This window comes from Serinicoccus sp. JS2-9 (assembly GCF_059025165.1).
Map to the genome: position 1 here is coordinate 764,095 of NZ_CM180091.1, position 20,608 is coordinate 784,702.

22 protein-coding genes are annotated in these 20,608 nt (G+C 72.4%); 7 read left to right on the forward strand and 15 right to left on the reverse strand.

All coding sequences use genetic code 11. From position 1 onward, the window contains the following. Positions 1-159 precede the first annotated feature (159 nt). From AC5PYY_RS03885 to AC5PYY_RS03900, 4 genes are all read right to left on the reverse strand, one after another. Positions 160-1,149 (reverse strand): NAD-dependent epimerase/dehydratase family protein, encoded by a 990-nt coding sequence (locus AC5PYY_RS03885; RefSeq protein ID WP_493898479.1) that lies wholly within the window; start codon positions 1,147-1,149, stop codon positions 160-162. A 109-nt stretch (positions 1,150-1,258) separates the two neighbouring features. Then, complete coding sequence (locus AC5PYY_RS03890) at positions 1,259-2,296, reverse strand: lactonase family protein (RefSeq protein WP_493898480.1); 1,038 nt, start codon at positions 2,294-2,296, stop codon at positions 1,259-1,261. A gap of 162 nt (positions 2,297-2,458) precedes the next feature. Next, a complete protein-coding gene (locus AC5PYY_RS03895) occupies positions 2,459-3,703 on the reverse strand; it encodes an alpha-amylase family protein (protein ID WP_493898481.1) in 1,245 nt (414 codons plus the stop codon). Between the two features lie 83 nt (positions 3,704-3,786). Further along, positions 3,787-4,320 (reverse strand): AMIN-like domain-containing (lipo)protein, encoded by a 534-nt coding sequence (locus tag AC5PYY_RS03900; RefSeq protein WP_493899323.1) that lies wholly within the window; start codon positions 4,318-4,320, stop codon positions 3,787-3,789. Between the two features lie 230 nt (positions 4,321-4,550). Between AC5PYY_RS03900 and AC5PYY_RS03905 the strand changes: the two genes are divergently transcribed. The 3 genes from AC5PYY_RS03905 (at position 4,551) to AC5PYY_RS03915 (ending at position 7,933) form a co-directional block, all read left to right on the forward strand. Next, the gene (locus AC5PYY_RS03905; protein ID WP_493898482.1) at positions 4,551-6,590 is read left to right on the forward strand and encodes an oxidoreductase; all 2,040 of its coding nucleotides are present in this window, start codon (positions 4,551-4,553) and stop codon (positions 6,588-6,590) included. Between the two features lie 151 nt (positions 6,591-6,741). Beyond that, the gene (locus tag AC5PYY_RS03910) at positions 6,742-7,431 is read left to right on the forward strand and encodes a nitroreductase family protein (protein WP_493898483.1); all 690 of its coding nucleotides are present in this window, start codon (positions 6,742-6,744) and stop codon (positions 7,429-7,431) included. Positions 7,432-7,534: 103 nt separating this feature from the next. Further along, entirely contained in the window at positions 7,535-7,933 is a 399-nt protein-coding gene (locus AC5PYY_RS03915) for a YccF domain-containing protein (RefSeq protein WP_493898484.1), read from the forward strand. 34 nt (positions 7,934-7,967) lie between these two features. Here AC5PYY_RS03915 and AC5PYY_RS03920 read toward each other — a convergent pair whose 3' ends face one another. After that, positions 7,968-8,612 (reverse strand): pyridoxamine 5'-phosphate oxidase family protein, encoded by a 645-nt coding sequence (locus tag AC5PYY_RS03920; RefSeq protein WP_493898485.1) that lies wholly within the window; start codon positions 8,610-8,612, stop codon positions 7,968-7,970. An 83-nt stretch (positions 8,613-8,695) separates the two neighbouring features. Here AC5PYY_RS03920 and pdxR point away from each other — a divergent pair, with 83 nt between their 5' ends. Together pdxR and AC5PYY_RS03930 are read left to right on the forward strand one after the other, a co-directional pair. Continuing rightward, positions 8,696-10,228, forward strand: coding sequence for a MocR-like pyridoxine biosynthesis transcription factor PdxR (gene pdxR / locus AC5PYY_RS03925; protein ID WP_493898486.1), 1,533 nt, complete (start codon positions 8,696-8,698; stop codon positions 10,226-10,228). 270 nt (positions 10,229-10,498) lie between these two features. Beyond that, the gene (locus AC5PYY_RS03930; RefSeq protein WP_493898487.1) at positions 10,499-10,765 is read left to right on the forward strand and encodes a YdeI/OmpD-associated family protein; all 267 of its coding nucleotides are present in this window, start codon (positions 10,499-10,501) and stop codon (positions 10,763-10,765) included. 36 nt (positions 10,766-10,801) lie between these two features. Here the strand turns inward: AC5PYY_RS03930 and AC5PYY_RS03935 are convergent, their stop codons facing one another. After that, a complete protein-coding gene (locus AC5PYY_RS03935; protein WP_493898488.1) occupies positions 10,802-11,278 on the reverse strand; it encodes a hypothetical protein in 477 nt (158 codons plus the stop codon). 89 nt (positions 11,279-11,367) lie between these two features. On the opposite strand from AC5PYY_RS03935, the gene AC5PYY_RS03940 reads away from it, so the two are divergent. Next, positions 11,368-11,940, forward strand: coding sequence for a TetR/AcrR family transcriptional regulator (locus AC5PYY_RS03940; protein ID WP_493898489.1), 573 nt, complete (start codon positions 11,368-11,370; stop codon positions 11,938-11,940). Positions 11,941-12,040: 100 nt separating this feature from the next. On the opposite strand, the gene AC5PYY_RS03945 is transcribed toward AC5PYY_RS03940, so the two are convergent. The 3 genes from AC5PYY_RS03945 to AC5PYY_RS03955 are packed head-to-tail and all read right to left on the reverse strand — an operon-like array spanning position 12,041 to position 14,001. Beyond that, positions 12,041-12,529, reverse strand: a complete 489-nt coding sequence (locus AC5PYY_RS03945; RefSeq protein ID WP_493898490.1) for a helix-turn-helix domain-containing protein — start codon at positions 12,527-12,529, stop codon at positions 12,041-12,043. After that, entirely contained in the window at positions 12,529-13,230 is a 702-nt protein-coding gene (locus AC5PYY_RS03950) for a hypothetical protein (RefSeq protein ID WP_493898491.1), read from the reverse strand. The genes AC5PYY_RS03945 and AC5PYY_RS03950 overlap by 1 nt, the downstream gene beginning before the upstream one ends. 12 nt (positions 13,231-13,242) lie before the next feature. Then, complete coding sequence (locus tag AC5PYY_RS03955) at positions 13,243-14,001, reverse strand: class I SAM-dependent DNA methyltransferase (RefSeq protein WP_493898492.1); 759 nt, start codon at positions 13,999-14,001, stop codon at positions 13,243-13,245. 229 nt (positions 14,002-14,230) lie between these two features. On the opposite strand from AC5PYY_RS03955, the gene AC5PYY_RS03960 reads away from it, so the two are divergent. Beyond that, entirely contained in the window at positions 14,231-14,881 is a 651-nt protein-coding gene (locus AC5PYY_RS03960) for a DUF2461 domain-containing protein (RefSeq protein WP_493898493.1), read from the forward strand. Positions 14,882-14,950: 69 nt separating this feature from the next. Here AC5PYY_RS03960 and AC5PYY_RS03965 read toward each other — a convergent pair whose 3' ends face one another. The 6 genes from AC5PYY_RS03965 to trhA all read right to left on the reverse strand — a co-directional run bounded on the left by AC5PYY_RS03965 (position 14,951) and on the right by trhA (position 20,572). Next, positions 14,951-15,643 (reverse strand): DUF4232 domain-containing protein, encoded by a 693-nt coding sequence (locus AC5PYY_RS03965; protein WP_493898494.1) that lies wholly within the window; start codon positions 15,641-15,643, stop codon positions 14,951-14,953. An 8-nt stretch (positions 15,644-15,651) separates the two neighbouring features. Then, a complete protein-coding gene (locus AC5PYY_RS03970) occupies positions 15,652-16,032 on the reverse strand; it encodes a hypothetical protein (RefSeq protein ID WP_493898495.1) in 381 nt (126 codons plus the stop codon). Next, positions 16,025-18,154 carry a xanthine dehydrogenase family protein molybdopterin-binding subunit gene (locus AC5PYY_RS03975; protein ID WP_493898496.1) on the reverse strand — a complete coding sequence of 710 codons (2,130 nt, stop codon included), beginning with the start codon at positions 18,152-18,154 and terminating at the stop codon, positions 16,025-16,027. The genes AC5PYY_RS03970 and AC5PYY_RS03975 overlap by 8 nt, the downstream gene beginning before the upstream one ends. After that, on the reverse strand, positions 18,151-19,167 hold the full coding sequence (locus tag AC5PYY_RS03980; RefSeq protein ID WP_493898497.1) for an FAD binding domain-containing protein: 1,017 nt from the start codon (positions 19,165-19,167) through the stop codon (positions 18,151-18,153). The genes AC5PYY_RS03975 and AC5PYY_RS03980 overlap by 4 nt, the downstream gene beginning before the upstream one ends. After that, positions 19,164-19,802, reverse strand: coding sequence for a (2Fe-2S)-binding protein (locus AC5PYY_RS03985; RefSeq protein ID WP_493898498.1), 639 nt, complete (start codon positions 19,800-19,802; stop codon positions 19,164-19,166). The genes AC5PYY_RS03980 and AC5PYY_RS03985 overlap by 4 nt, the downstream gene beginning before the upstream one ends. Positions 19,803-19,900: 98 nt before the next feature. Continuing rightward, positions 19,901-20,572 carry a PAQR family membrane homeostasis protein TrhA gene (gene trhA / locus AC5PYY_RS03990; protein WP_493898499.1) on the reverse strand — a complete coding sequence of 224 codons (672 nt, stop codon included), beginning with the start codon at positions 20,570-20,572 and terminating at the stop codon, positions 19,901-19,903. Positions 20,573-20,608: the final 36 nt, after the last annotated feature.

A 20,608-nucleotide genomic window follows, 5' to 3' on the forward strand; every position in this document is an offset into this window, starting at 1 on the left:
TGCTGTCACAATCACCGAACGTCGTGAAGGGTTGCGCTGATCCCGACCGAGCGTCGCCCATGGCGGCTCTCGTCCCCACCGAGCGTCGGGAATGGTTGCCCTTGTCCCGACCGACCGCCGCTCATGGTGTCAACCGACCCGACCGAGCGTCGTGACTTCTTATCCGCCGTCGAGCGCAGCCCGGATCTCCCGTTCGTCATCGTCGCTCAGCCCGGACCACATGGCCCCACCCCGCGCTTCCTGGTCACGGAGCGCGTCGGCGAAGGTGTCGGCATACGGCCTGGTATGAAGCCCGCTCGCCACCGCGCGCGAGGTGTCCATCCCCGCGAAATGGCGCCAGTCGGGGTCGTCGATCCACAGCGGGAGCGAGCGCGGCCCCATCCACGGGTTGACGCCCAGCTCGGCGAGGCGCGACGGGGCCACCCGCCGCACCGGCACGTCCGATCCCGCAGCACGCGCGGCATCCGCTAGCACCTCGCCCAGCGAAGCGACCGGCCCCGTGACGTTGACGGGCCCCTCGACCCGCTGCTCCGCCGCGCCGACCAGCCACGCCGCCAGGTCGCGGACGTCGATGAAGGCGACCGGGAAGTCTAGGTCATCCGGGACGATCACGTCCGGCCCACTCGGGTGCGCGAACCGCCACGCCCAGTAGCTCACGCGCCAGGAGTCGTCCCCCGGACCCCCGATGAGGCCCACCCGCGCCAGCGTCGCGGTGGCACCCGCACCGGTCGCGCCCTCGGCGACCGCCCGCTCGCACGCCACCTTCGCCGGGCCGTACTCCTCCATGCTCGAGATGACGCCCGCCTCGAGCGGTGGGAGGAGCGCCCCGTCCTCGGTCTGATGCGGGCGGGAGACGTCGGCATACACATTGCCGGTCGAGACGAAGACCCAGTGCGCGGCGTCGAGCTCGGACACGGCCCGCCGCACCTGCCCTGGCTGCCGGCTGAGGTCGAGCACCGCGTCCCAGCGGGTGTCGAGGACCTCCGCCAAGCCGTCCGGCTCGTCCCGGTCACCCCGCACGAAGCGCACACCGTCCGGCGGCGGGGCGCTCCCACGCGCCAGGCAGGTGACGTCATGGCCTCGCTTCATCGCCTCGATCGCGACCTGCCGACCGAGGAACGCGGTGCCGCCCAGGATGAGGAAGTTCATGGCTCCGGTCTACATCGGGTATGCGGTTCCGTCACCGGATCTGGACGTCGGGTTCGCGCAGGGCGCAGCGCCAACAACCATGCGCGACGCCCGGTGGGGTCAGGGTGGGTCAGACGACGACGCTGCGGGCCCAGTTGGCGCCGGTGCCGGTCTCGTAGCGGCCCAGCTCGGTGAGGGTGCCGTCCTCCGCCACCGCCACGAGGGCGACCTCGGTGTCCTGCTCACCCGTCACCACGGCGTGCTCACCGTCGTCCAGCACCATGAAGCCGCGGGGCTGGGTCACGGTGTCGATCATCGACACGGCCTCCCCCACCGACCCGTCCGACCCGACCGGCAGGCTCGCCAGGGTCGACTCGGACCGCTCACTCGCCAGCACGAACCGGCCGCCACGGGCCAGGTGCAGGTCCGCACCCCAGATCAGGTGTCCCGCAACGGGATCCGCGCCGAGCTCGCTGTGGCTCAGGCCTCGATTCGGCGCGTAGGCCGGGGTCGCGCCCTGGGCGGTCAGCACGCCGTCGCCACCGTCCCGCCGATAGGTCAGGACCTCGCCGGAGAACTCCGTCATCACGTAGGCCCTCTCCTCGCCGTCCGCCAGCACCAGGTGCCGCGGGCCCGATCCGTCGGGAGCCTCCGCCGTCTGCGGCGCCAGAGGAGCCAGCTCCCCGCCGGCCGAGAGCGCGTACTGCGCGACGACGTCGGCCCCGAGCGACACGACATACAGGTGCCGCCCGCCGGCTGCGACGGCGACGCAGTGGGCGTTCGGCCAGGGGACCTCGGCGGTGGGCTCGTCCACGTGCCCCGCCCCGTCGACCGGGAAGACCTGCGCGCTGCCCCCACCGTAGGACGCGCCCACGAGCAGCGTCCCGTCGTGGGCCAGCGCGAGATAGGTCATCGACGACTCCACGTCGGTCCGCGACAGGTGCACCAGCCGCCCGGTCTCCCGCTCGAGGTGGAAGACGTCGATGCCCGGCGGCTCCCCCTTGGCGGCGGCGTAGACGAGGTCGCGCTTGGCGTCGACGACGAAGGTGCCGCAGCCGCTGCCCACCTCGCTCACCGCGATCCGCTGCAGCGACGGCCCGTCAGGATCGACGCGGAAGGTGCTCACCGTGCTGTCGCCGGCGTTGGCCACGAGGACGAGTTCGGTCATGGCTCCACGGTATGCCGCCGCGCCCGCCATCTCTCGCCCAGCCGCAGACCTGTGCACGCTTTCTGAGCCGGTGCGCAGGTTATGCCGTGTGCACAGGTCCATCGGGAGTGCACAGGTCCGTCGGGGCGGCCCCTGCGCTGGCCATGCGCTCAGCCTGCTGCGCTAGCCCTGCGCCACCCAGCGGAAGAGCTCGCCATCGGCCCCGGTCACAGCGACCTCCGGCTGCGGCGCCAGGGTGATCGCGACCCGCAGCCACTGGTCCTGTCCTGAGGAGACGTAGGTGATCGCCTCGTTGCTCTGGCTCTCCACCTCGGTCCGCGCCCGCGCGAGCCACGGGTGTCGCCGTCGCAGGCCGATGAGCTCGCGGTGCAGAGACAACATCCAGGCGCCCTCGTCGCCCAGCTCGCCAGGATCGTCCGGCAGCGCCGGGCGGATGTCGTCATCTCCCCCGAGCCGCTCCTCCTTGAGCCCGCGGAAGGCGCGCTCGTCGCCGTAGTAGACCGACGGCATACCCCCGACCGTCATGAGCACGGCCGCGGCGACGGCGGCGCCCGCGTCGCCGACGGTCGTGGCGATGCGGGTCACGTCGTGGTTGCCCACGAAGGTCTGCGGCACGAACGACGGCAGCAGCGCGTCGTGCCGACCGAGCGCGTGCGCCAGCTCCCAGCAGTTGGTGTCCGTGATGGAGCTCCAGATGGCCTTCCACAGCTCGTACTGCGTCACCGTGTCGAGGTCGCTGTCGGTCACGATCTGCGCGTAGTCGCCGTGGATGACCTCGCCCACGAAGAGCGCGTCCGGGAACTCCTCGCGCACCCGTGCGGTGACCCGCGACCAGAAGTCGGTCGGCACGGCATACGCGACGTCCAGCCGCCACCCGGCGATCCCCCGCCGCAACCAGCGCAGCATGACGTCGACCACGAACTGCTCCACGTCAGGGCTCGAGTGGTCGAGCTCGACCAGGCCCTCGTGCCCCTCCCAGCTCGCCGCCGCACCGTCGGCGGTGCGCTTGATCCAGCTCGAGGTATGCGGATCGGTCACCATCGGATGGTCGACGCCCACGTGGTTGAAGACGCCGTCGAGCAGCACCGAGAGCCCGCGCCCACGGCACGCCTCGATGAGCCGGTCGAGATCCGCGTCGTCACCGAGGCGCGGGTCGACCCGGTCGTGGTCCAGCGTGTCGTAGCCGTGGCTGGACGCGGCGAAGACCGGCCCGAGCAGCACTCCGGAGCACCCCAGCTCGACGACGTGGTCCAGCCAGCCGACCAGGCGTGGGAGCCGATGCTCGACCGGCGCGTCGAGGCCCCCGTCGAGGACGGCGGGGGCTCCGACGGCGCCGAGCGGATAGACGTGCCACCAGATGGCGTGGTCGAGCAGGCGGGCGGCGCCGGGAGCGGGAGTGTGGGTCATGTCCCTATCGTCCTCGACACCGGGCGGTTCGTCACCCGAGCGTCTCGCCCCTCACGCGGCAAGCGCTCCCGCCCTCGCGTGGGTCACCAACGGTGCGCGACGTCGATGACGAGCCGCTGCCCGTCCCCGGGCCCGTCGAGGACGAAGACCCGCATCGGCAGCCGGGCGCGCACGCCCAGGCCGATCGAGGTCTGGCCCTCGAAGCTCCCACCGAGGCGCACCTGGCGCAGCGTGCTGTAGCCCGCGGTGTCGACGAGCTCCGCGGAGTTCGCCGGCCGGTAGACCGCGCGGCCCTGGTAGTCGTAGGTCGGCGAACCGACCAGGACCTCGATCCTCGCGCCGCCCCGGAGGCTCTTCGCCTGGCCGCTGCCCGGCTCACGGTAGGTGTCCACGTAGCGGACGGAGTACTCGCCCGTGAGACCGGAGACGTCGACGACCACGCGGTCGAAGCACGTGTGCCGCCCGGAGCGGACGCCCGTGATCGGGTCGGTAGCGGTGTCGTAGCCGGTGGCCTCGGGGAGCGATCCCCAGGTGATGCCGCAGTAGGGCGTGGCAGCACCGGCCGCGGGTGCGGCGGTGGTGCTGGTGATCGGTGCGATCGCGACGGTGGCGAGCATGGCGCTGGCCAGCAGTGCGCGTGGGGTGGTTCTCATGACGACCTCCTCGTCGTGCGGTGGTGCCTGTATGTCGCACGGGCGGGGCCACAAGGTTGCCTGCGGCCGGAAGGCGGTCACCCGGAGCGGGCCCGGCAGTGGCTGGCCGGCGTCGAACGCCGAGGCCTCCCCCTGGCCCAGCGGGGGTTCACGCGGTAGCCAGCCCGGTCGACCGGTCTGGTTACCCTGGAGTAGTGACTGACACGGCATACCCTCATCTGCTCAGCCCGCTGGAGCTGCGCGGCGGGGTGACGCTGCCCAACCGCGTGGTCATGGGCTCGATGCACACCAAGCTCGAGGACCGTGCCAGAGACATCGACAAGCTCGCCGCCTACTTCGGCGAGCGCGCCCGCGGCGGGGTCGGGCTCATGGTCACCGGGGGGTATGCCCCGAACTGGCGCGGCTGGCTGCTCCCCTTCGGCTCCAGCATGGTCCGCGCGGCGCAGGCGCGACGGCACCGGAGGGTCACCGACGCCGTCCACGTGCACGGTGGGCGAATCCTGCTCCAGGTGCTGCACGCCGGCCGCTACGCCTACCACCCCTTCAGCAAGGGCGCCTCGGCCACGAAGTCGCCCATCACGCCGTTCCGCCCGTCCGCGCTGTCGACCCGCGAGGTGGAGCGGACGATCGACGACTTCGCCCGGACGGCGCAGCTCGCGCAGCAAGCGGGGTACGACGGCGTCGAGATCATGGGATCCGAGGGCTACCTCATCAACCAGATGCTCACCGCGCGCACCAACGACCGCACCGACGCGTGGGGCGGGTCAGCCCCGGCCCGCATGCGCTTCCCCGTCGAGATCGTCTCCCGCACACGGGATCTCGTGGGCGACGACTTCATCGTGCAGTACCGCATGAGCCTGCTCGACCTCGTCCCCGAAGGCCAGAGCTGGGCCGAGACCGTCAACCTCGCGCACGCGCTGGAGGAGGCCGGGGTGACGCTGGTCAACACCGGCATCGGCTGGCACGAGTCGCGCATCCCGACGATCGTCACCTCGGTGCCGCGAGCCGCCTTCACCTGGGTGACCGCCCGGCTCCGGGAGGAGATCGGCATACCCGTCATCGCCTCCAACCGGATCAACCGCCCGGAGGTCGCCGAGGAGATCCTCGCCTCCGGCGAGGCCGACCTCGTGTCCATGGCGCGACCGCTGCTCGCCGACGCCGAGTGGGTGCGCAAGACCCAGGAGGGTCGCGCGGCCGAGATCATCCCGTGCATCGCCTGCAACCAGGCCTGCCTGGACCACACCTTCGACAACCAGCGCGCCACCTGCATCCTCAACCCGCGCTCCGCCCATGAGACCGAGCTGGTGCTCAGCCCCACCCGCGCGGCCAAACGGATCGCGGTTGTCGGCGCCGGCCCTGCCGGGCTCGCGGCGGCGGTCGAGCTGGCCGGCCGCGGCCACGACGTCGAGCTCTTCGAGGCGGGTGAGCAGGTGGGCGGGCAGTTCCGGCTCGCGGCGCAGATCCCCGGCAAGGAGGAGTTCCGCCAGGCGATCGCCTACTACGAGCACATGCTCGGGGTGTGCGGCGTCACGCTCCATCTCGGTATGCGCGTCGCCGCCGCCGACCTGGAGGGTTTCGACGAGGTCGTGGTCGCCACGGGGGTCGAGCCGCGGGTGCCGGGGATCGAGGGCATCGACCACCCCAGCGTCCTCACCTATCCCGAGGCGATCCGCGAGCCGGGGCGGGCCGGTCGTCGGGTCGCGGTGATCGGGGCCGGCGGCATCGGTTTCGACGTCAGCCGCGCGCTGCTGCACGAGCCGGACGAGAGCGTGCGGGAGTGGCGCGAGCGGTGGGGCGTGGCCGACCCGTGGGAGGAGCGCGCCGGGCTCGGCGACAAGGAGCACCCGCCGGTGTCGCGCGAGGTGCATCTGGTGCAGCGCAAGACATCTCGGCACGGCAAGGGCCTGGGCAAGACCTCCGGCTGGGTGCACCGCACCGAGCTCACCGACGCCGGGGTGAGCTTCGTCGGGGGCGCGGAGTACGTCCGCATCGACGACGCCGGGCTGCACCTGACCCTGCCCGTCGAGGACGGTGAGAAGGACGAGCGCCGGCCGCACGTCCTGGCGGTCGACACGGTCGTGCTGTGCGCCGGCCAGGAGTCGGTGACCGACCTGGTCGAGCCGCTCGCCGCGCTCGGGGTGCCCGTGCACGTCATCGGCGGCGCCGACGTCGCCGCCGAGCTGGACGCCAAGCGGGCGATCAAGCAGGCCACGGAGCTCGCGGCGCGGATCTGAGGGCCGCTCGGCGCGGACCTGTGCGGGTGCTTGTGACACAGGCGTGATGCCAGCAACGCCTGTGTCGCAAGCAGACGCACCACCCTGTGTTCACGGGTGCGCCTCGCAAGCTCTTGACACCACGGCCCGCCGGGGCATGGACTCCATGCCCGTGAGCACGCGAGAGCACCGGCACCCGTTCGAGCCTTACCGCCCTGAGCGGATCGACATCGGCGAGAGGCTGCGCCGGGGCGAGGCACTGCATACCCATCTGGCGGCGCGGCGCAGCGTGCGGTGGTTGGCTCCCGACCCGGTCCCCCGGCAGGCGATCGAGGTCGTCGTGCGCTGCGCCAACACCGCGCCGAGCGGCGCCCACCACCAGCCCTGGACCTTCGTCGCGGTGGCCGATCCGCAGGTCAAGCGGCAGATCCGCGAGGCCGCCGAGGAGGAGGAGGAGCGGCAGAACTACGAGGGCGGCCGGCTCAGCCCGGCCTGGCGCGAGGCGCTCGCGCCGCTGGAGAAGGACGCGCGCAAGGAGTTCCTCGAGGTCGCCCCGTGGCTGGTGGTGTGCTTCGCGCAGAAGTCGACGCCGATGCCGGACGGGTCGCTGCGCAAGAACTACGACGTCAACGAGTCGGTCGGCATCGCGTGCGGGCTCTTCATCGAGGCGCTGCACACCATGGGGCTGGCGACGCTGACGCACACGCCGAACCCCATGGCCTTCCTCACCGAGATCCTCGGCCGGCCGGGCAGCCAGCGCCCCTCCATCCTCTTCCCCGTGGGCTATCCGGCGCCCGACTGCGAGGTGCCCGCGCTGGAGCGCAAACCGCTGGAGGAGGCGCTGGTGGTCGTCGGCGACTGAGATTTCAGCGACCGGAGAGCTGCCGACGGCACCGACGAGTGGACGGGCGTCAGACGCTGACCGGCAGGGATCGCCTGGGTCGGGCGGATGGGACACTCATTCCATGCGCACGATCCTCAACATCGTCTGGGTCATCTTCGCCGGGTGGGTCCTCTTCATCGGGTACGTGCTGGCGGGCATCGCGCTCTGCTTGCCGATCATCACCATCCCCTGGGCGATCGCGTCGTTCCGCATCGCTGGCTACGCGATTTGGCCGTTCGGTCGCGACATCGTCGCGCGGCCAACGGCCGGCGTCGGCTCCTTCCTCGGCAACGTCATCTGGGTGATCCTCGCGGGCTGGTGGCTCGCCATCGGTCACATCCTGTCGGGGATCGCGTTGTGCCTCACGATCATCGGCATTCCTATGGCCATCGCCGACTTCAAGATGGTGCCGATCTCGCTGATGCCGCTGGGCAAGGAGATCGTGCCCAACCGCAGGGGCGCATTCGACCGCACGCTGTGAGGCCGTGCGCCAGTGACGAGTCCAGCTCGACGAGTCAGCTCGCCGGGGAGTAGGTCGCCAGCACCGCCTCGACGGACGCGGGCACCGGGGCGGTCACGCCGGGCGTCGGCTCGGGCTCGCCGGCTACCGTGCGCAGCGGCACGACGCCGGTCCAGACGGCCGAGTCCTCGGGGGCATCGGTTCCACCGCTGCGGGTCTTGAGCAGCCAGGAGCCGTCCTCGATGGGGAGGGCCAGACAGGTGGTGGCGGCCATCTCGCGCCGGGTGCTGGCCCGGACCTCCCCGGTGCGGCCGGGCAGCAGGCGGTCGGTCAGTCGCTCCAGCGCTCCCCACGCCTCGTCGGCGCCGACCTCGACCGCCGTGCCCCGGAGCACCGCGCTGCGGTAGTTCGCCGAGGAGTCGAAGGCGCTCTCCGCCACCACCAGCCCGTCCAGCGCGAAGACCGTGAGCGTCAGCGGCGCCCCGGACAGCAGGTGGCGCAGCGCACCGGCCCCGGTCGACCCGTGCAGGAGCACCCGGTCGCCGTCGCGCGCGACGAGCAGCGGGACGGACCACGGCAGCCCGTCGACCACGGTCGAGAGCACGCCGACGGGCACGGAGTCGAGCAGGTCGTCGAGGGCGGCGCGGTCCCCGGTGCCGCGCTCGGGCTTGCGGGTCAGGGTGGACAGCTGCGTGGTCATGGTGCCCATCCTGCGGCACAGGTGGTCCGCGATCTAGATCCATTCTGTGCACGAATCACAGGACCACTTCTATGCTCTGAGGTATGCCGTCCCGCACCTCCCCGTCACCACGATGGGCCGGACCGTCGGCACTGCCCCACGGGCCCGGCTCCCTCCCGCACCGGCTCAGCGCGGCCATCGTCGCCGCCCTCGCCCGCGGCGAGTTGACGCCCGGCGACACGCTGCCGTCCACGCGGTCGCTCGCGGCGCAGCTGGGGATGGGTCGCGGCGCCGTCGTGGCCGCCTACGACGAGCTGGCCGCGGCGGGCTACATCGAGGCCCGGATGGGCAGCGGCACCGTCGTCGTCCCCGGCGCCGACGCCGCCGCCCGCGCCGCGCACCCGCATCCCCACCCGCACTCCCACACCACGACCGAGAGCCCCGCCTGCCCGGTCCAGGAGCCCCGCCTGCTCATTTCGAGCGCCTCGCCTGCCCGATCCGAGAGCCCCGCGCGTCCACTCCGAGAGCCTGGCGACGACACCTCCCTGGGCTCGCCCGCCCCGCCACCGGGCGCACTCGACCTGCGCCCCGGCCACCCCGAGCCAGCCCTCATCTCCACCCGCGACTGGCGCGCGGCCTGGCGGCACGCCATACCCGACCTCCCGGGTGCCGAGGCGCTCAGCCGGCTGCGCCACCCCGAGCTCGAGACCGCGCTCGCCGCACATCTGCGGCGCTTCCGCGGTCTCATCGTCGACCCCGAGGAGGTCGTCGTCGTGCCGGGCGCCAGCGCGGCGTTCACGATCCTCGCCGCGGCGGCGGCGCTCGCCGGTCGCTCGGTGGCGGTGGAGGACCCTGGCTACCGGCGGGCACGCGCCGCCTTCGCGCAGTCCGGCGCCCGGCTGCGCCCGGTGCCGGTGGACCAGGACGGGCTCGATCCGTCGCTGCTGCGCCCGAGCGACGCGGCGGCATACCTCACCCCGGCGCACCAGTATCCGCTCGGCGGGCGAATGCCGGTGGCCCGGCGCAGCGCGCTCGTCGACCAGGCCCTACGCGCGGGGCGGCTGCTGATCGAGGACGACTATGACGGCGAGTTCAGGTATGGCGTGCCGCCGATGCCCGCGCTGCGCGCCACCGCGGGGGGCGAGGAGTGCGTGGCGTACGTCGGCACCGCGAGCAAGATCCTGACCCCGGATCTCGGGCTGGCCTGGATGGTGCCGCCCGCCGGGATGCTCGGCGCGGTGCGGCAGGCGCAAGACCGCCTGTCGCTCGGCGCGTCACCGCTGGCGGCCCGGGCGCTGGCCCATCTCATCGCTGGCGGCGCCCTCGGCCGGCACCTGGCGCGCGCCTCGCGGCTCTACCGCGCCCGCCGGGACGCGCTGGTCGCCGCGCTCCGGCGGGAGCTGCCGGAGGTCCGGGTCGTCGGAGTAGAGGCGGGGCTGCACCTGGTCGTGCTGCTGGACGACATCGATGACGAGCTGGTCGCGACGAGCCTTCGGAAGCGCGGGGTCGGGGTCGAGCCGCTGAGCGCCTACTACCTCGGGGCGTCGAGGCCCGGCCTCGTCGTCGGGTATGCCCGTCTCCCCGAGACCCGGGCCGCGGCGGTGGTCACGGCGCTGGCCGAGGCGATGGTCGGGTGAGCAGATCCGTCCCGGCGGCGCGCCCGTCCAGAGCGGCTGCAGCGTTCACGTGAACGCTCGGGCCGGTCGGCGCCGGCGCGTCACCGGGACGGTTGCTGCCTCTGTGGCCTGGGCGTTCAGCCCGAGCCGAGCAGGACGGCATCTAGGTCGTAGGCGAGGACGACCGCCCTCGCCAGGGCGCGCTCCTGGGAGGGCTGGAGCCAGCCCAACGTGCGCCCCAGCAGCTCGACCGGGATCGTGACGACGTTGTCGCGCTGCTACCGTCGCCGCATGGCGACCACGACGGTGCCCGGTGGTGCGGTGCACGACCTGCCCGGCGACCTTCGCGCGGAGCTGACCGACCACGCCGACGCGCTCACGGCGTGGCTCGACATCGCTCCGCTGGCGCGCAACGAGTTCATCTGCCGGGTGGAGGACGCCAAGAAGGAGCAGACGCGGGCGCGGCGCATCCGCCGGACCCGGGAAGAGCTCCAGGGAGGTATGCGACGCCCGTGCTGCTGGCCCGGCTGCAGCCACCGGGAGCGGACCGGGTCCTGACCGCATACCGCGCCGGCGGTCCGACAGTGGGTGCGCTCAGGCGGTCTGGAGCAGGTCCACGCCGAGGGCCGCGAGAGTTCCGAGCAGCACGCCCCACAGGATGATCGAGATGACCTGCCAGATGAGGACGCCACGGGTGTTCGCGCCGAAGGCGACGAGCGCACCGGAGGTGATCTGGCTGGGCAGCACCGTCTGGCCGAGCAGGCTGACACCCGGCACGCCGAAACGGTCCATCATCCGGCGCAGGCGCTCCTTGCGCGGCGACATCTCCTCGGTGGCCTGCACCCCACGACGCTGCCGCAGCCGGTCGGCCGACAGCACCACGACCGCCATGCTGATGACGTTGCCCACGATCGCCGCCACCACGGCGACGACCGGGTTGAGCCCAGCCACGACGCCGATCACCGAGCCGAGATAGCTCTCGACGAAGGGGATCGCGCTCACCGCGATCACCCCCAGCCACTGCAGAACCTCGGGCAGCCCGGCGGTCCACTCCTGGAGCGACTCGATCATGGTCTCTACATCCCCTCTTGACTAGTACGGTGTGCTAGACAGAAGATTAGCACACTGTGCCAGCACGGCGTACCAACACGGAGGTCAGCATGGACCGGCGCGAGGAGATCGTCGAGGCCGCCAAGGCGATCGTCTCCGAGGAGGGGATCGAGGCGGTGAGCGTGCGCAGCGTCGCTCGCCGCGCCGGGATCGGCGCCAGCACCCTGCGTCACTACTTCCCGACCCAGGGCGACCTGTATGACGTGCTCCTCGAGCCCACGGTCAACCGGATGCTCTCCGACCTGCGCATCCGCGACCGACGGATCTCCCCGCACCGCCGGCTGACCGAGTGCCTCATGCAGTACTTCCCGGACGACCTGATGCGACCAGAGACGATGTCGCTGTGGTTCGCCACGTATGCCGCTGCCGTGGGGCCGGGCGCGACGGAGCAGGGGGCGCGGACGCTGGGGCGGATGGTGGTGCTGTCCCGGGAGCGCATCGACAGTTGGCTAGAAGTTCTGGACGGGGAGGGGGCGCTGAGCGTCGATCGACGGACCGCTCTGCTGCTGGTCCTCACGACCCTGGACGGGATCTGCATCCAGCTCATCACTCCCGAGACGGTCTTCACCCCCGACGACGTCCGACCCACGCTGGAGCTCGGGCTCACCGCCGTCGTGCGCTGAGCCGGGCGCAACCGCGCGAAGGTCGACTTGCCCGAGCCGGGGAGACCGGCGACGCCCAGGAGGGCGCGACCCCGCAGCCGGGACCAGGGAGTCGGCGAGGTCAAGGAGGTCCGGGGCGAGCGGCATACCGCCACCCTGGCAGATCATCTGCTCCGTCAGTGGCACCGGACACACGACGCATCCGCAGCAGCAAGGTCGCGGACGGCACGACCTTGCCGGAACGGTAGGTGGACAACCGCGAGGCGGAGGTGCCCAACCGGAGGGCGAACTCACCCGCGCTCAGCCCGCTCCGGGCGACGAGATGAGCGACCTCGTCGGCCACGGCCGCGCGCTCCGCCATCTCAGCCTGCGTCCGGGCGCTTCCCACGGCACGTCCGAGGAGGGCCGTGACCCCGGACGACTCCGCGTAGCCCAGGTAGTCCTCGACCTGGCGCGCCACCGGGCCCCACGGATCGTCGCGCACCCGCCCCGTGATGCGTGCCCAGTCTCGGACGGTGCCGCGCTCGATCAACGTCACCAGCGCCTCGTAGGGCCAGTCGTCCAGGGATGCGTCGGGGTCGACCTCCACGTGTCGGATCGGTGTTGACATCACGGCTCCCTAGCCCTCACGAGACCGTCGGCCAGGTCCCGGCAGACCCGAACCACACTGTCCCAGTCGTGCCACCGGTGGTCGAGGCCCTTGTAGGTCGGGAGCTGACCCGTGACCCGCTCGTCCCGGGGACGCGGCTCGGACAGTCGCTCGACCAGGGACGTGAGGACCGAGTCCTCGCCCTCGGACCGGTCCGCGTAATAGTCGTCGATACCCCCGAGCACCTCGATCGACTCCTCCAGCCCCCACCGATCGGCCAGGGCCGCCGTGTCGAGGTAGTCGCGCGTCGCGTTGCGCTGTACCACCAGGTAAGCCTTGATGCGGAGCATCTCCGGGAGCGGTGGGACACGGACCACGACGCTGCCGCCGTCGTCGGCGACATCGACCTCCTGCTCGACCACCTCCAGCGGCTGGGTCCGTCGGAGCTGGCGCAGGCCTGCTTCGACGCCGTCGAGCGAGCCCAGCAGCGTCAACGGCGGCGAACTTGCCCGGACACTGGTCACCCAGCCCTCGCTCGCCTCCACCGCCTCCACGACCTGGGCGTAGCGCCCAGCCAGGTCGACGAGGACGTGGTCGTGATCGAAGGACACCCGGTGGCCGGCGTGCAGGGCCGACGCCGTCCCACCGACGAGCACCGCGTCGGGCACGAGTCGCTGGAGATGGGCCGCCGAGGCAAGGACCCGTGCGAGTTCCGCGCGCATGCGCTGATTTTATCAGAAATGATAAATCGTGCCACCCACTCCCATCGCGCGGCGCCAGACCGACACGTGGCTCTCGCTCTCGGCGGTGAACTCCGCGCCCGACCAGTCGGCCCACCGCGACTCCAGCGACATCCCGGCGAGCCGGGCCATGAGGTCAAGCTCGCTGGGCCAGACGTAGCGGAAGTGGTGCGGCCAGTAGCTGTACGACCCGTCCGCCTGTCGCGAGTAGTGGTGCGACATCGCCCGCTGGGTGACCGGGTCATAGGTGTCGAGGCCCACGTGCTCGGCGGAGACGTCGAACGGGATCGCGGCCTGCCCGGGCGGCAGCCGCCGCAGCGCCGGCACCCCCACCTCGACCACGAAGCGGCCGCCCGGCTCCAGGTGTCGCGCGGCGTTGGCGAAGCAGGCGACCTGCTCCTCCTGCGTGCACAGGTTGCCGATGGTGTTGAAGACGAGATAGACGAGGGAGAAGGTGCCCTCGACCTGAGTGGTCGCCATGTCGCCGATCGTCACGGGCAGTCCGGGCCGCTTGCGGTGCAGCTGCTCGGCCATCGGCTCGGACAGCTCGATGCCGACCACGTCGACACCCCGCTCCGCCAGCGGTATGCCGACCCGTCCCGTCCCGATCGCCAGCTCGAGCGCCCGCCCGCCGCCGGCGAGATCGGCGAGCCGCTCGACGGTCGGACCGAGGATCTCGGGAGCGAACATCGCGGCGCTGGACTCGTCATACCGGGCGGCGGTGTCGGCGTTCCACAGGTCGCTGGAGGCCATGGGGCCAGCCTCGCGAGGGAGCCGGGCGAGTGCCACCCCTTTTCCCGGCACCGCCAACCCCCCAAGGTATGCCGCGCGCCCCACGGTTGATGGGCCTCCCCACTGTTGCAACCGTAGAGACGCCCCGGAAGCGTGGGGCTCCCCGGTGACCGTAGGGAATCCCGGGAACCGTGGGGCGTCCACACACCGTTGCCTGCCCAGCAACCGAGGGGCGCGGCAGACTGGGGTCATGCCTGACAGCGACCCCGGCACCTTCACCGGCATCCCCCATGCCGCGACCGAGTTCTACGCACGGCTCGAGGAAGACAACTCCAAGGAGTTCTGGGCCGAGCACAAAGGCGACTACAAGCGGCACGTGCGCGAGCCGCTGGTCGCCCTCACGGACGCACTCGCGCCGGACTTCGGGGAGGCCAAGCTCTTCCGCCCCCACCGGGACGTGCGCTTCTCCGCCGACAAGAGCCCCTACAAGACGCACCAGGGCGCCTACGTCGCGGTGGCCGAGGCGACCGGGTGGTACGTCCAGGTGTCCGCCGACGGACTCATGCTCGGCGGCGGTTGCTACCAGATGGACCCCGCCCGGCTGAAGGCCTTCCGCGCGGCCGTCGACGCGCCCGCCACCGGCCACGAGCTGGAGCGCATCGTCGCCGAGCTGACGGAGGGCGGCTGGGAGATCGGCGGCGACCAGGTCAAGACCGCACCCCGCGGCTGGGACCGCGAGCACGAGCGGATCGCGCTGCTGCGGCACAAGAGCCTGACGGGTATGCGGTGGGTCGAGGACGGCGACATCGTCACCACACCACGCCTCCTGGACGAGGTCCGCGCCCGGTGGGAGCAGGTCCGGCCGCTGGTCGACTGGCTGGCCGCGACCGCGAAGCCCTGACCTGGCGCAGGCTCGCGGGGAACTGGTCAGCGCGTGCCCGCGCTGCCAGCCGCCTGACCGGCGGCGCAGTCAAGGCGTCTCAGAGCCCTCATCCGGCGCAGCCCGCAACGCCCCCACCCACGCATCGGCGCTCTGCACCACGTCCCACCGGTCCTCCTGCGGCAGGTCGAGGGTCTCGGCGCCGCCCGACAGCCCGATCCGCAGCTGCTGCGGGCTCTGGGTGTCCGCGGCAGCTCCCCAGGCCTGCCACCACACCATCACCTCCGCGCTCTCCCCTGTCTCGACCACGACAGGGGCGGCCCGGACCTTCTCGCCGGTCGCCGGGTCGACCTCCGAGACATGGACCGAGAGCATCGGGTCGTCCTGCTCGACGTTGCCGATGAGGGACACCGTCGGGAAGCCGCTCAGCTCGCACGAGCGGCCGCTCTCGTTGGTCACCACCGTCGTGTAGACGTCGTGCATCGCCGTCGCCGGCAGGCTCGTCGCCATGGTCATCTCGTCCGGGTGGCACAGATCGCCGATGGTGGGCCCGGGTGGGTCCACCGGAGGTGGCTCCGGCGCCCCCTCGGCCTCGCCGGCCGGCGCAGGCTCCGCAGCGTCACCGGTGGCCGGCGCGAAGAAGTAGGTCGCGGCCTGCGCGACCGTGAGACCCACGAGCAAGAGGCTGACCGCAGCGGCGGCATACCCTCGAGGATCCCGGCCGAGGCGGACCGCGACGACCGTGAGCCCGAGCGCTACGGCACCGAGCACCTGGTGGGGCACGCTAACGGTCAGCGCGCTGGTCGTGACCCCGGCCCACGCGGTCGCCGCCACGAGGCCGGTGACCAGACCCACCGTCGCGGCGGCCCAGCGCGGACCGCCCGCCAGCCAGCGGTGCAGCAGCGCCCCACCCCGCCCGCGACCAGGCCGCTGAGGACCACCCCCGCCCAGAAGAATCCCTCGGCCCCGGGCGCCAGCCGCTGCAGCTGACCCGCCCAGGGGCCTAGCACGACGACCGCGCCCGCGGCGAGGAGCGTCTCGGCCGTGACGCCGATCGGCGCGGTGTCGCGCGGAGTCCGCCAGCGCGACCGTGCCCCCTCACCGAGGACGACCATGTCCCGGTCACCGGTCTCGTCGACCGGCCCCGTGGCCGACCGCCGCTCGTCATCCACCCGTCGCCGACGCCTCCCACGCCTGCAGCACCCGCCCGGGGGTGAACGGCAGCTCCCGCAGCCGCACTCCGATCGCGTCGAAGATCGCGTTGCCGACCGCGGCGCCGACCCCGACGATGCCGACCTCGCCGATGCCCTTGGCTCCGGTGGCGCCCATCCACGGGTCCGGCTCGCCGATCCAGCCGACCTCGACGTCGATGACGTCGGCGTGCGCGGCGACGTGATAGCCCGCCAGGTCGGCGTTGACGACGTGCCCGAAGCGCGGGTCGCGGTAGGACTCCTCGAAGAGCGCCCCGGAGATGCCCATGGTGATCCCGCCGACGAGCTGGCTACGGGCGGTGCGCGGGTTCATGATCCGGCCGCCGTCGAAGTGCCCGTAGTGGCGCCGCACCCGCACCTCCCCAGACACCTCGTTGACCGCGACCTCGCTGAAGTGCGCCCCGAAGGCCATCCGCTTCACCCCGCGCACGCCCTGCGGCATCCGTCCGCGGGCCCGCGCGGTCGCCCCCTCGGCGGGCGTGTCGCCGTGCTCCTGCCGGAAGGCCTGCGCGGCCTCGACGACGGCGGCACCCCAGCCGAAGGTGCCGGTGCTGCCGCCGGCGATGATCGCGTAGGGCGCGTCGGTGGTCCCGATCCGCGCCTCGACCAGGTCCGGGTCCACGCCGAGCGCCTGCGCGGCGATCTGCGCAAGCACCGTCCAGGCACCGGTGCCGATGTCGCTGGCCTGCATCGACACGACATACCGGCCGCCGGTCCAGGTGATCCGCGCCAGGCTCGGGCCCATGCCCATCTGGGGGAAGCTCGCGCACGCGACACCCTGGCCGATCCACCACTCCCCCTCCTGGTGACGCCCGTGCTGCTGCTCGAAGCCGAAGACCCGCGCGCCCTCGGTGAGGCAGGTGGTGACGTGCCGACTGCTCCACGGCTTGCCGGACTCAGGGTCGGCCTCCGGCTCGTTGCGCAGCCGGAGGGCGATCGGGTCCAGCCCGACCTCGTGCGCCAGCTCGTCCATCGCGGTCTCGAGCGCGAACATGCCGGTGTACTCCCCCGGCGCGCGCATGAACGTCCCCGGCGCGATGTCCAGGTCCTGCACGCGGTATGCCGTGCGCCGGCTCGGCGAGGCATACATCGTCAGGCTCGACCCGGCGCTCGGGTCCATCCAGGGGAGCACGCGCGAGACCGGGGTGAAGACCTCGTGGTCGATCGCGGTGAGCGTGCCGTCGGCGTCGGCGGCGAGCGCCACCCGCTGCTGCGTCTCCGGCCGGTAGCCGGTGCCGGCGAACATCTGCGGACGGGTGAGCGCGACCCGGATCGGGTTGCCGCGCAACAGCTTTGCCGCCATAACCGCGACCATGGTGTGCGGGTGCGGAGCACCCTTGGTGCCGAACGACCCGCCGACGTAGGGCGAGATCACCTCGACCTGCTGGGGCAGCAGCCCGAAGGCTCCCGCGATGACGCCCTGCGGCGCGACGACGCCCTGGTTGGAGTCCCAGAGCGTGATCCGGCGCGCGTCCTCGTGCCACAGCGCCGTGACGGTATGCGGCTCGATCGGGTTGTGGTGGTTGGTGGGGGTGGCGTAGGTGCCGGCGACGTGGTGCGCCGCGGAGGCGAGCGCCGCGTCGACGTCGCCCTCCGACGTCCGGCCGGGGTAGATGCCCATGACCCGCCGCACGCTGCGGACGGCCGGGTCGGCCGGGTCGACGCGCGTGTCGGCGTCGTCCGCCGCATAGCTGACCTGCAGCAGCGCGGCCGCCTGCCGGGCGGCCTCGGCGGTCTCGGCGACCACCGCAGCCACGATCTCCCCGCGATAGCGCACCCGCGGCTTGCGCAGCACGGCCAACGTCGGCAGCGTGGGAAGGGTCAGCCGCGGGGCGTTGTCGTGGGTGAGGACGAGCCGCACCCCGGGCACCGCACGGGCCGCCGTGTCGTCGATCGTGGTGATCCGCCCGGTCGCGACCGTCGCCAGGACCGGCGCGAGGAAGAGCACGCCCTCCAGGTCGGCCTCATAGGCGTAGGGCGCCAGGCCGGAGACCTTGAGCGGCGCGTCGACCCGCGCCCGGTCGCGGGCGGGCTCCTGCGGGTCGCTGCTGCGGCTGCTCCCCGGTCGGGTCGTCGTGCTCATCGCCCCTCCTCCGCCCGCTCCGTGGCGGCCAGCGCGCCCAGCACCGCCGGCACCGCGCGCCGCAGCTGCAGCACCTTGTAGGCGTTGTCCTCACCCGGCCGCGCCGGCTCCAGCTCGGCGTCGATCGCCTCGCGATAGGCCTGCGCCGTCGCCGGGCCACCGCGCAACACCTCTTCGGCGACCCGCGCCCGCCACGGCTTGTGCGCCACCCCGCCGAGCCCGATCCGCACGTCGGCCACCACGCCGTCCTCCACCCGCATCGCCGCGGCCACGGAGACGGTCGCGAAGGCATACGACGCCCGCTCCCGCAGCTTGCGGTAGCGCGAGCGCGATGCGAAACCCGGCCCGGTGATCTCGACCGCCGTGATGAGCTCGCCCGGGTCGAGCGTCGTGTCGCGCTCCGGGCGGTCGCCGGGCAGCCGGTGCAGGTCGTCGAAGGGAAGGCGGCGCTCCCCCAGCGGTCCTTCCACGACGACCGTGGTGTCGAGCGCGGCAAGGGCCACGCACAGGTCGGACGGGTGCACGGCGACGCAGGCGCCCGAGGTGCCGAGCAGCGCGTTGTAGGTGCCCAGGCCCTCGATCGCCGAGCACCCGGAGCCGGGCTCGCGCTTGTTGCACGGCGTGGAGGTGTCCTGGAAGTAGACGCAGCGCGTGCGCTGCAGCAGGTTGCCGCCGATGGTCGCCATGTTGCGCAACTGGCCGGAGGCGCCGGCGAGCATCGCCGCGCTCACCACCGGGAAGGCGCGGCGGACCAGCGGGTGTGCGGCGACGTCGCTGTTGCGCGCCATCGCCCCGATCCGCACCCCTCCCTCGGGCAGCGCCTCCACCTCCGTGAGGTCGAGGTGGCTGACATCGACGACCCGGTCCACGTCGCGCACGCCGAGCCGCAGGTGGTCGATGAGGTTGGTCCCACCCGCGAGGTATGCCGTCGCTTCCCCGGCCTGGCGGCCCGAGGCGCTGCGTCGGACGGCGTCGGCGACGCTGCTCGCGCGCTCGTAGGTGAACGGCCTCACGCGACGCCCTCCGTGCTGGCAGCGTCGACGTCGCGGGCCTGCTCGGTGACGTGGACGCTGCCGTCCACCCCGGCGCGGGCTGCCGCCGTGTCGCGGATCGCCGCGACGATGTTGACGTAGGCGCCGCACCGGCACAGGTTGCCGCTCATCCGCTCGCGGATCTCCTCGTCGGTGAGGGTCGAGACGGGGTGGCCCTCGGGGTCGGCGAGCGCGTCGGGATCGGTGACGTGCGACGGCATACCCTCCGCGACCTCGGTGAGCACCGCCTCGGCCGAGCAGACCTGCCCGGGCGTGCAGTAGCCGCACTGCAGCGCGTCCCGGTCGACGAAGGCCTGCTGCAGGTCGCTCAGCTCCTCCGGGGTGCCGAGCCCCTCGGCGGTGACGACCTCCGCACCGTCGAGCGACGCGGTGAGCGACAGGCACGAGGCGACCCGGCGACCGTCCACGAGCACGGTGCAGGCGCCACACTGGCCGTGGTCGCAGCCCTTCTTGGCGGAGGTGACGCCGAGGTGGTCGCGCAGCGCGTCGAGCAGAGTCACCCGCACGTCGTGGCGCAGCTCCTGCGGATGCCCGTTGACCACCAGCTTCGTGCTCAGCGCCGCGACGGGAGGGCCGTCGATGAGATCCGCGTTCATGCCCCCATCCTCTCCCGCAGTGACCGCCGTCGCAGCCCGGGCGCGCTCGGTGCGGCGAACCTGGGGGCCCGCTCTGCGCTGCGCTGCCGGGGCCCTGCTCAGAGCAGGTAGCGGTACATGAGCAGGAAGTGCAGCGTCGCCGCGATGACGACCAGGATGTGCCAGATCTCGTGGAAGCCGAAGACGCCGGGCACCGGGTTGGGCCGCTCGAGGATGAAGATGACGAAGCCGATGCTGTAGACGACCCCGCCCGCGGCCATGAGGGCGAGCGCCCCGGTCGGCAGCGTGAGACCGCCGAGCACGAGCACGACCGGCATCCAGCCGAGCACGATGTAGAGGGTATTGGTCACCCACTTCGGCAGGTCGCTCCACACCGACCGGGCCGCGATGCCGAGGGCCGCGATGAGCCAGACGGTGCCCAGGACGGTCCAGCCGAAGACCGTGCGGTCGAGCACGAGGACCAGCGGCGTCACCGTGCCGGCGATCAGCCCGAAGACCGAGGTGTAGTCAAGGGTGCGCAGGATCCGGTTGACGCGGGGGCTGAGGTCGAGCCCGTGGTGCAGGGTGCTGGCGACCAGGAGGGTGAGGAGGGAGGCGGCGTAGACCGACAGGCCGACGATCATCCATGGGTCGCCCCCGGCGCTGGCCTGCGCGACCAGCAGCCCGCCCCCGAGCAGCGCGAAGCACGACCCGACGAGATGGGAGATCGTGTTGATCCGCTCGTCGGTGACGTGGACGCTGCCGTCACGGCTGCGCTGGGCGGTGTCCATGGCTGGCTTCCGGGAGGGTATGACGTGCGCCTCCAG

Excerpts from the sequence above, each read along its gene's own strand:
- AC5PYY_RS03885 (WP_493898479.1), bottom strand. The coding sequence starts at position 1,149 with ATGAACTTCCTCATCCTGGGCGGCACCGCGTTCCTCGGTCGGCAGGTC.
- AC5PYY_RS03890 (WP_493898480.1), bottom strand. The coding sequence starts at position 2,296 with ATGACCGAACTCGTCCTCGTGGCCAACGCCGGCGACAGCACGGTGAGC.
- AC5PYY_RS03895 (WP_493898481.1), bottom strand. The coding sequence starts at position 3,703 with ATGACCCACACTCCCGCTCCCGGCGCCGCCCGCCTGCTCGACCACGCC.
- AC5PYY_RS03900 (WP_493899323.1), bottom strand. The coding sequence starts at position 4,320 with ATGCTCGCCACCGTCGCGATCGCACCGATCACCAGCACCACCGCCGCA.
- AC5PYY_RS03915 (WP_493898484.1), top strand. The coding sequence starts at position 7,535 with ATGCGCACGATCCTCAACATCGTCTGGGTCATCTTCGCCGGGTGGGTC.
- AC5PYY_RS03920 (WP_493898485.1), bottom strand. The coding sequence starts at position 8,612 with ATGACCACGCAGCTGTCCACCCTGACCCGCAAGCCCGAGCGCGGCACC.
- pdxR (WP_493898486.1), top strand. The coding sequence starts at position 8,696 with ATGCCGTCCCGCACCTCCCCGTCACCACGATGGGCCGGACCGTCGGCA.
- AC5PYY_RS03930 (WP_493898487.1), top strand. The coding sequence starts at position 10,499 with ATGGCGACCACGACGGTGCCCGGTGGTGCGGTGCACGACCTGCCCGGC.
- AC5PYY_RS03935 (WP_493898488.1), bottom strand. The coding sequence starts at position 11,278 with ATGATCGAGTCGCTCCAGGAGTGGACCGCCGGGCTGCCCGAGGTTCTG.
- AC5PYY_RS03940 (WP_493898489.1), top strand. The coding sequence starts at position 11,368 with ATGGACCGGCGCGAGGAGATCGTCGAGGCCGCCAAGGCGATCGTCTCC.
- AC5PYY_RS03945 (WP_493898490.1), bottom strand. The coding sequence starts at position 12,529 with ATGTCAACACCGATCCGACACGTGGAGGTCGACCCCGACGCATCCCTG.
- AC5PYY_RS03950 (WP_493898491.1), bottom strand. The coding sequence starts at position 13,230 with ATGCGCGCGGAACTCGCACGGGTCCTTGCCTCGGCGGCCCATCTCCAG.
- AC5PYY_RS03955 (WP_493898492.1), bottom strand. The coding sequence starts at position 14,001 with ATGGCCTCCAGCGACCTGTGGAACGCCGACACCGCCGCCCGGTATGAC.
- AC5PYY_RS03960 (WP_493898493.1), top strand. The coding sequence starts at position 14,231 with ATGCCTGACAGCGACCCCGGCACCTTCACCGGCATCCCCCATGCCGCG.
- AC5PYY_RS03975 (WP_493898496.1), bottom strand. The coding sequence starts at position 18,154 with ATGAGCACGACGACCCGACCGGGGAGCAGCCGCAGCAGCGACCCGCAG.
- AC5PYY_RS03985 (WP_493898498.1), bottom strand. The coding sequence starts at position 19,802 with ATGAACGCGGATCTCATCGACGGCCCTCCCGTCGCGGCGCTGAGCACG.
- trhA (WP_493898499.1), bottom strand. The coding sequence starts at position 20,572 with ATGGACACCGCCCAGCGCAGCCGTGACGGCAGCGTCCACGTCACCGAC.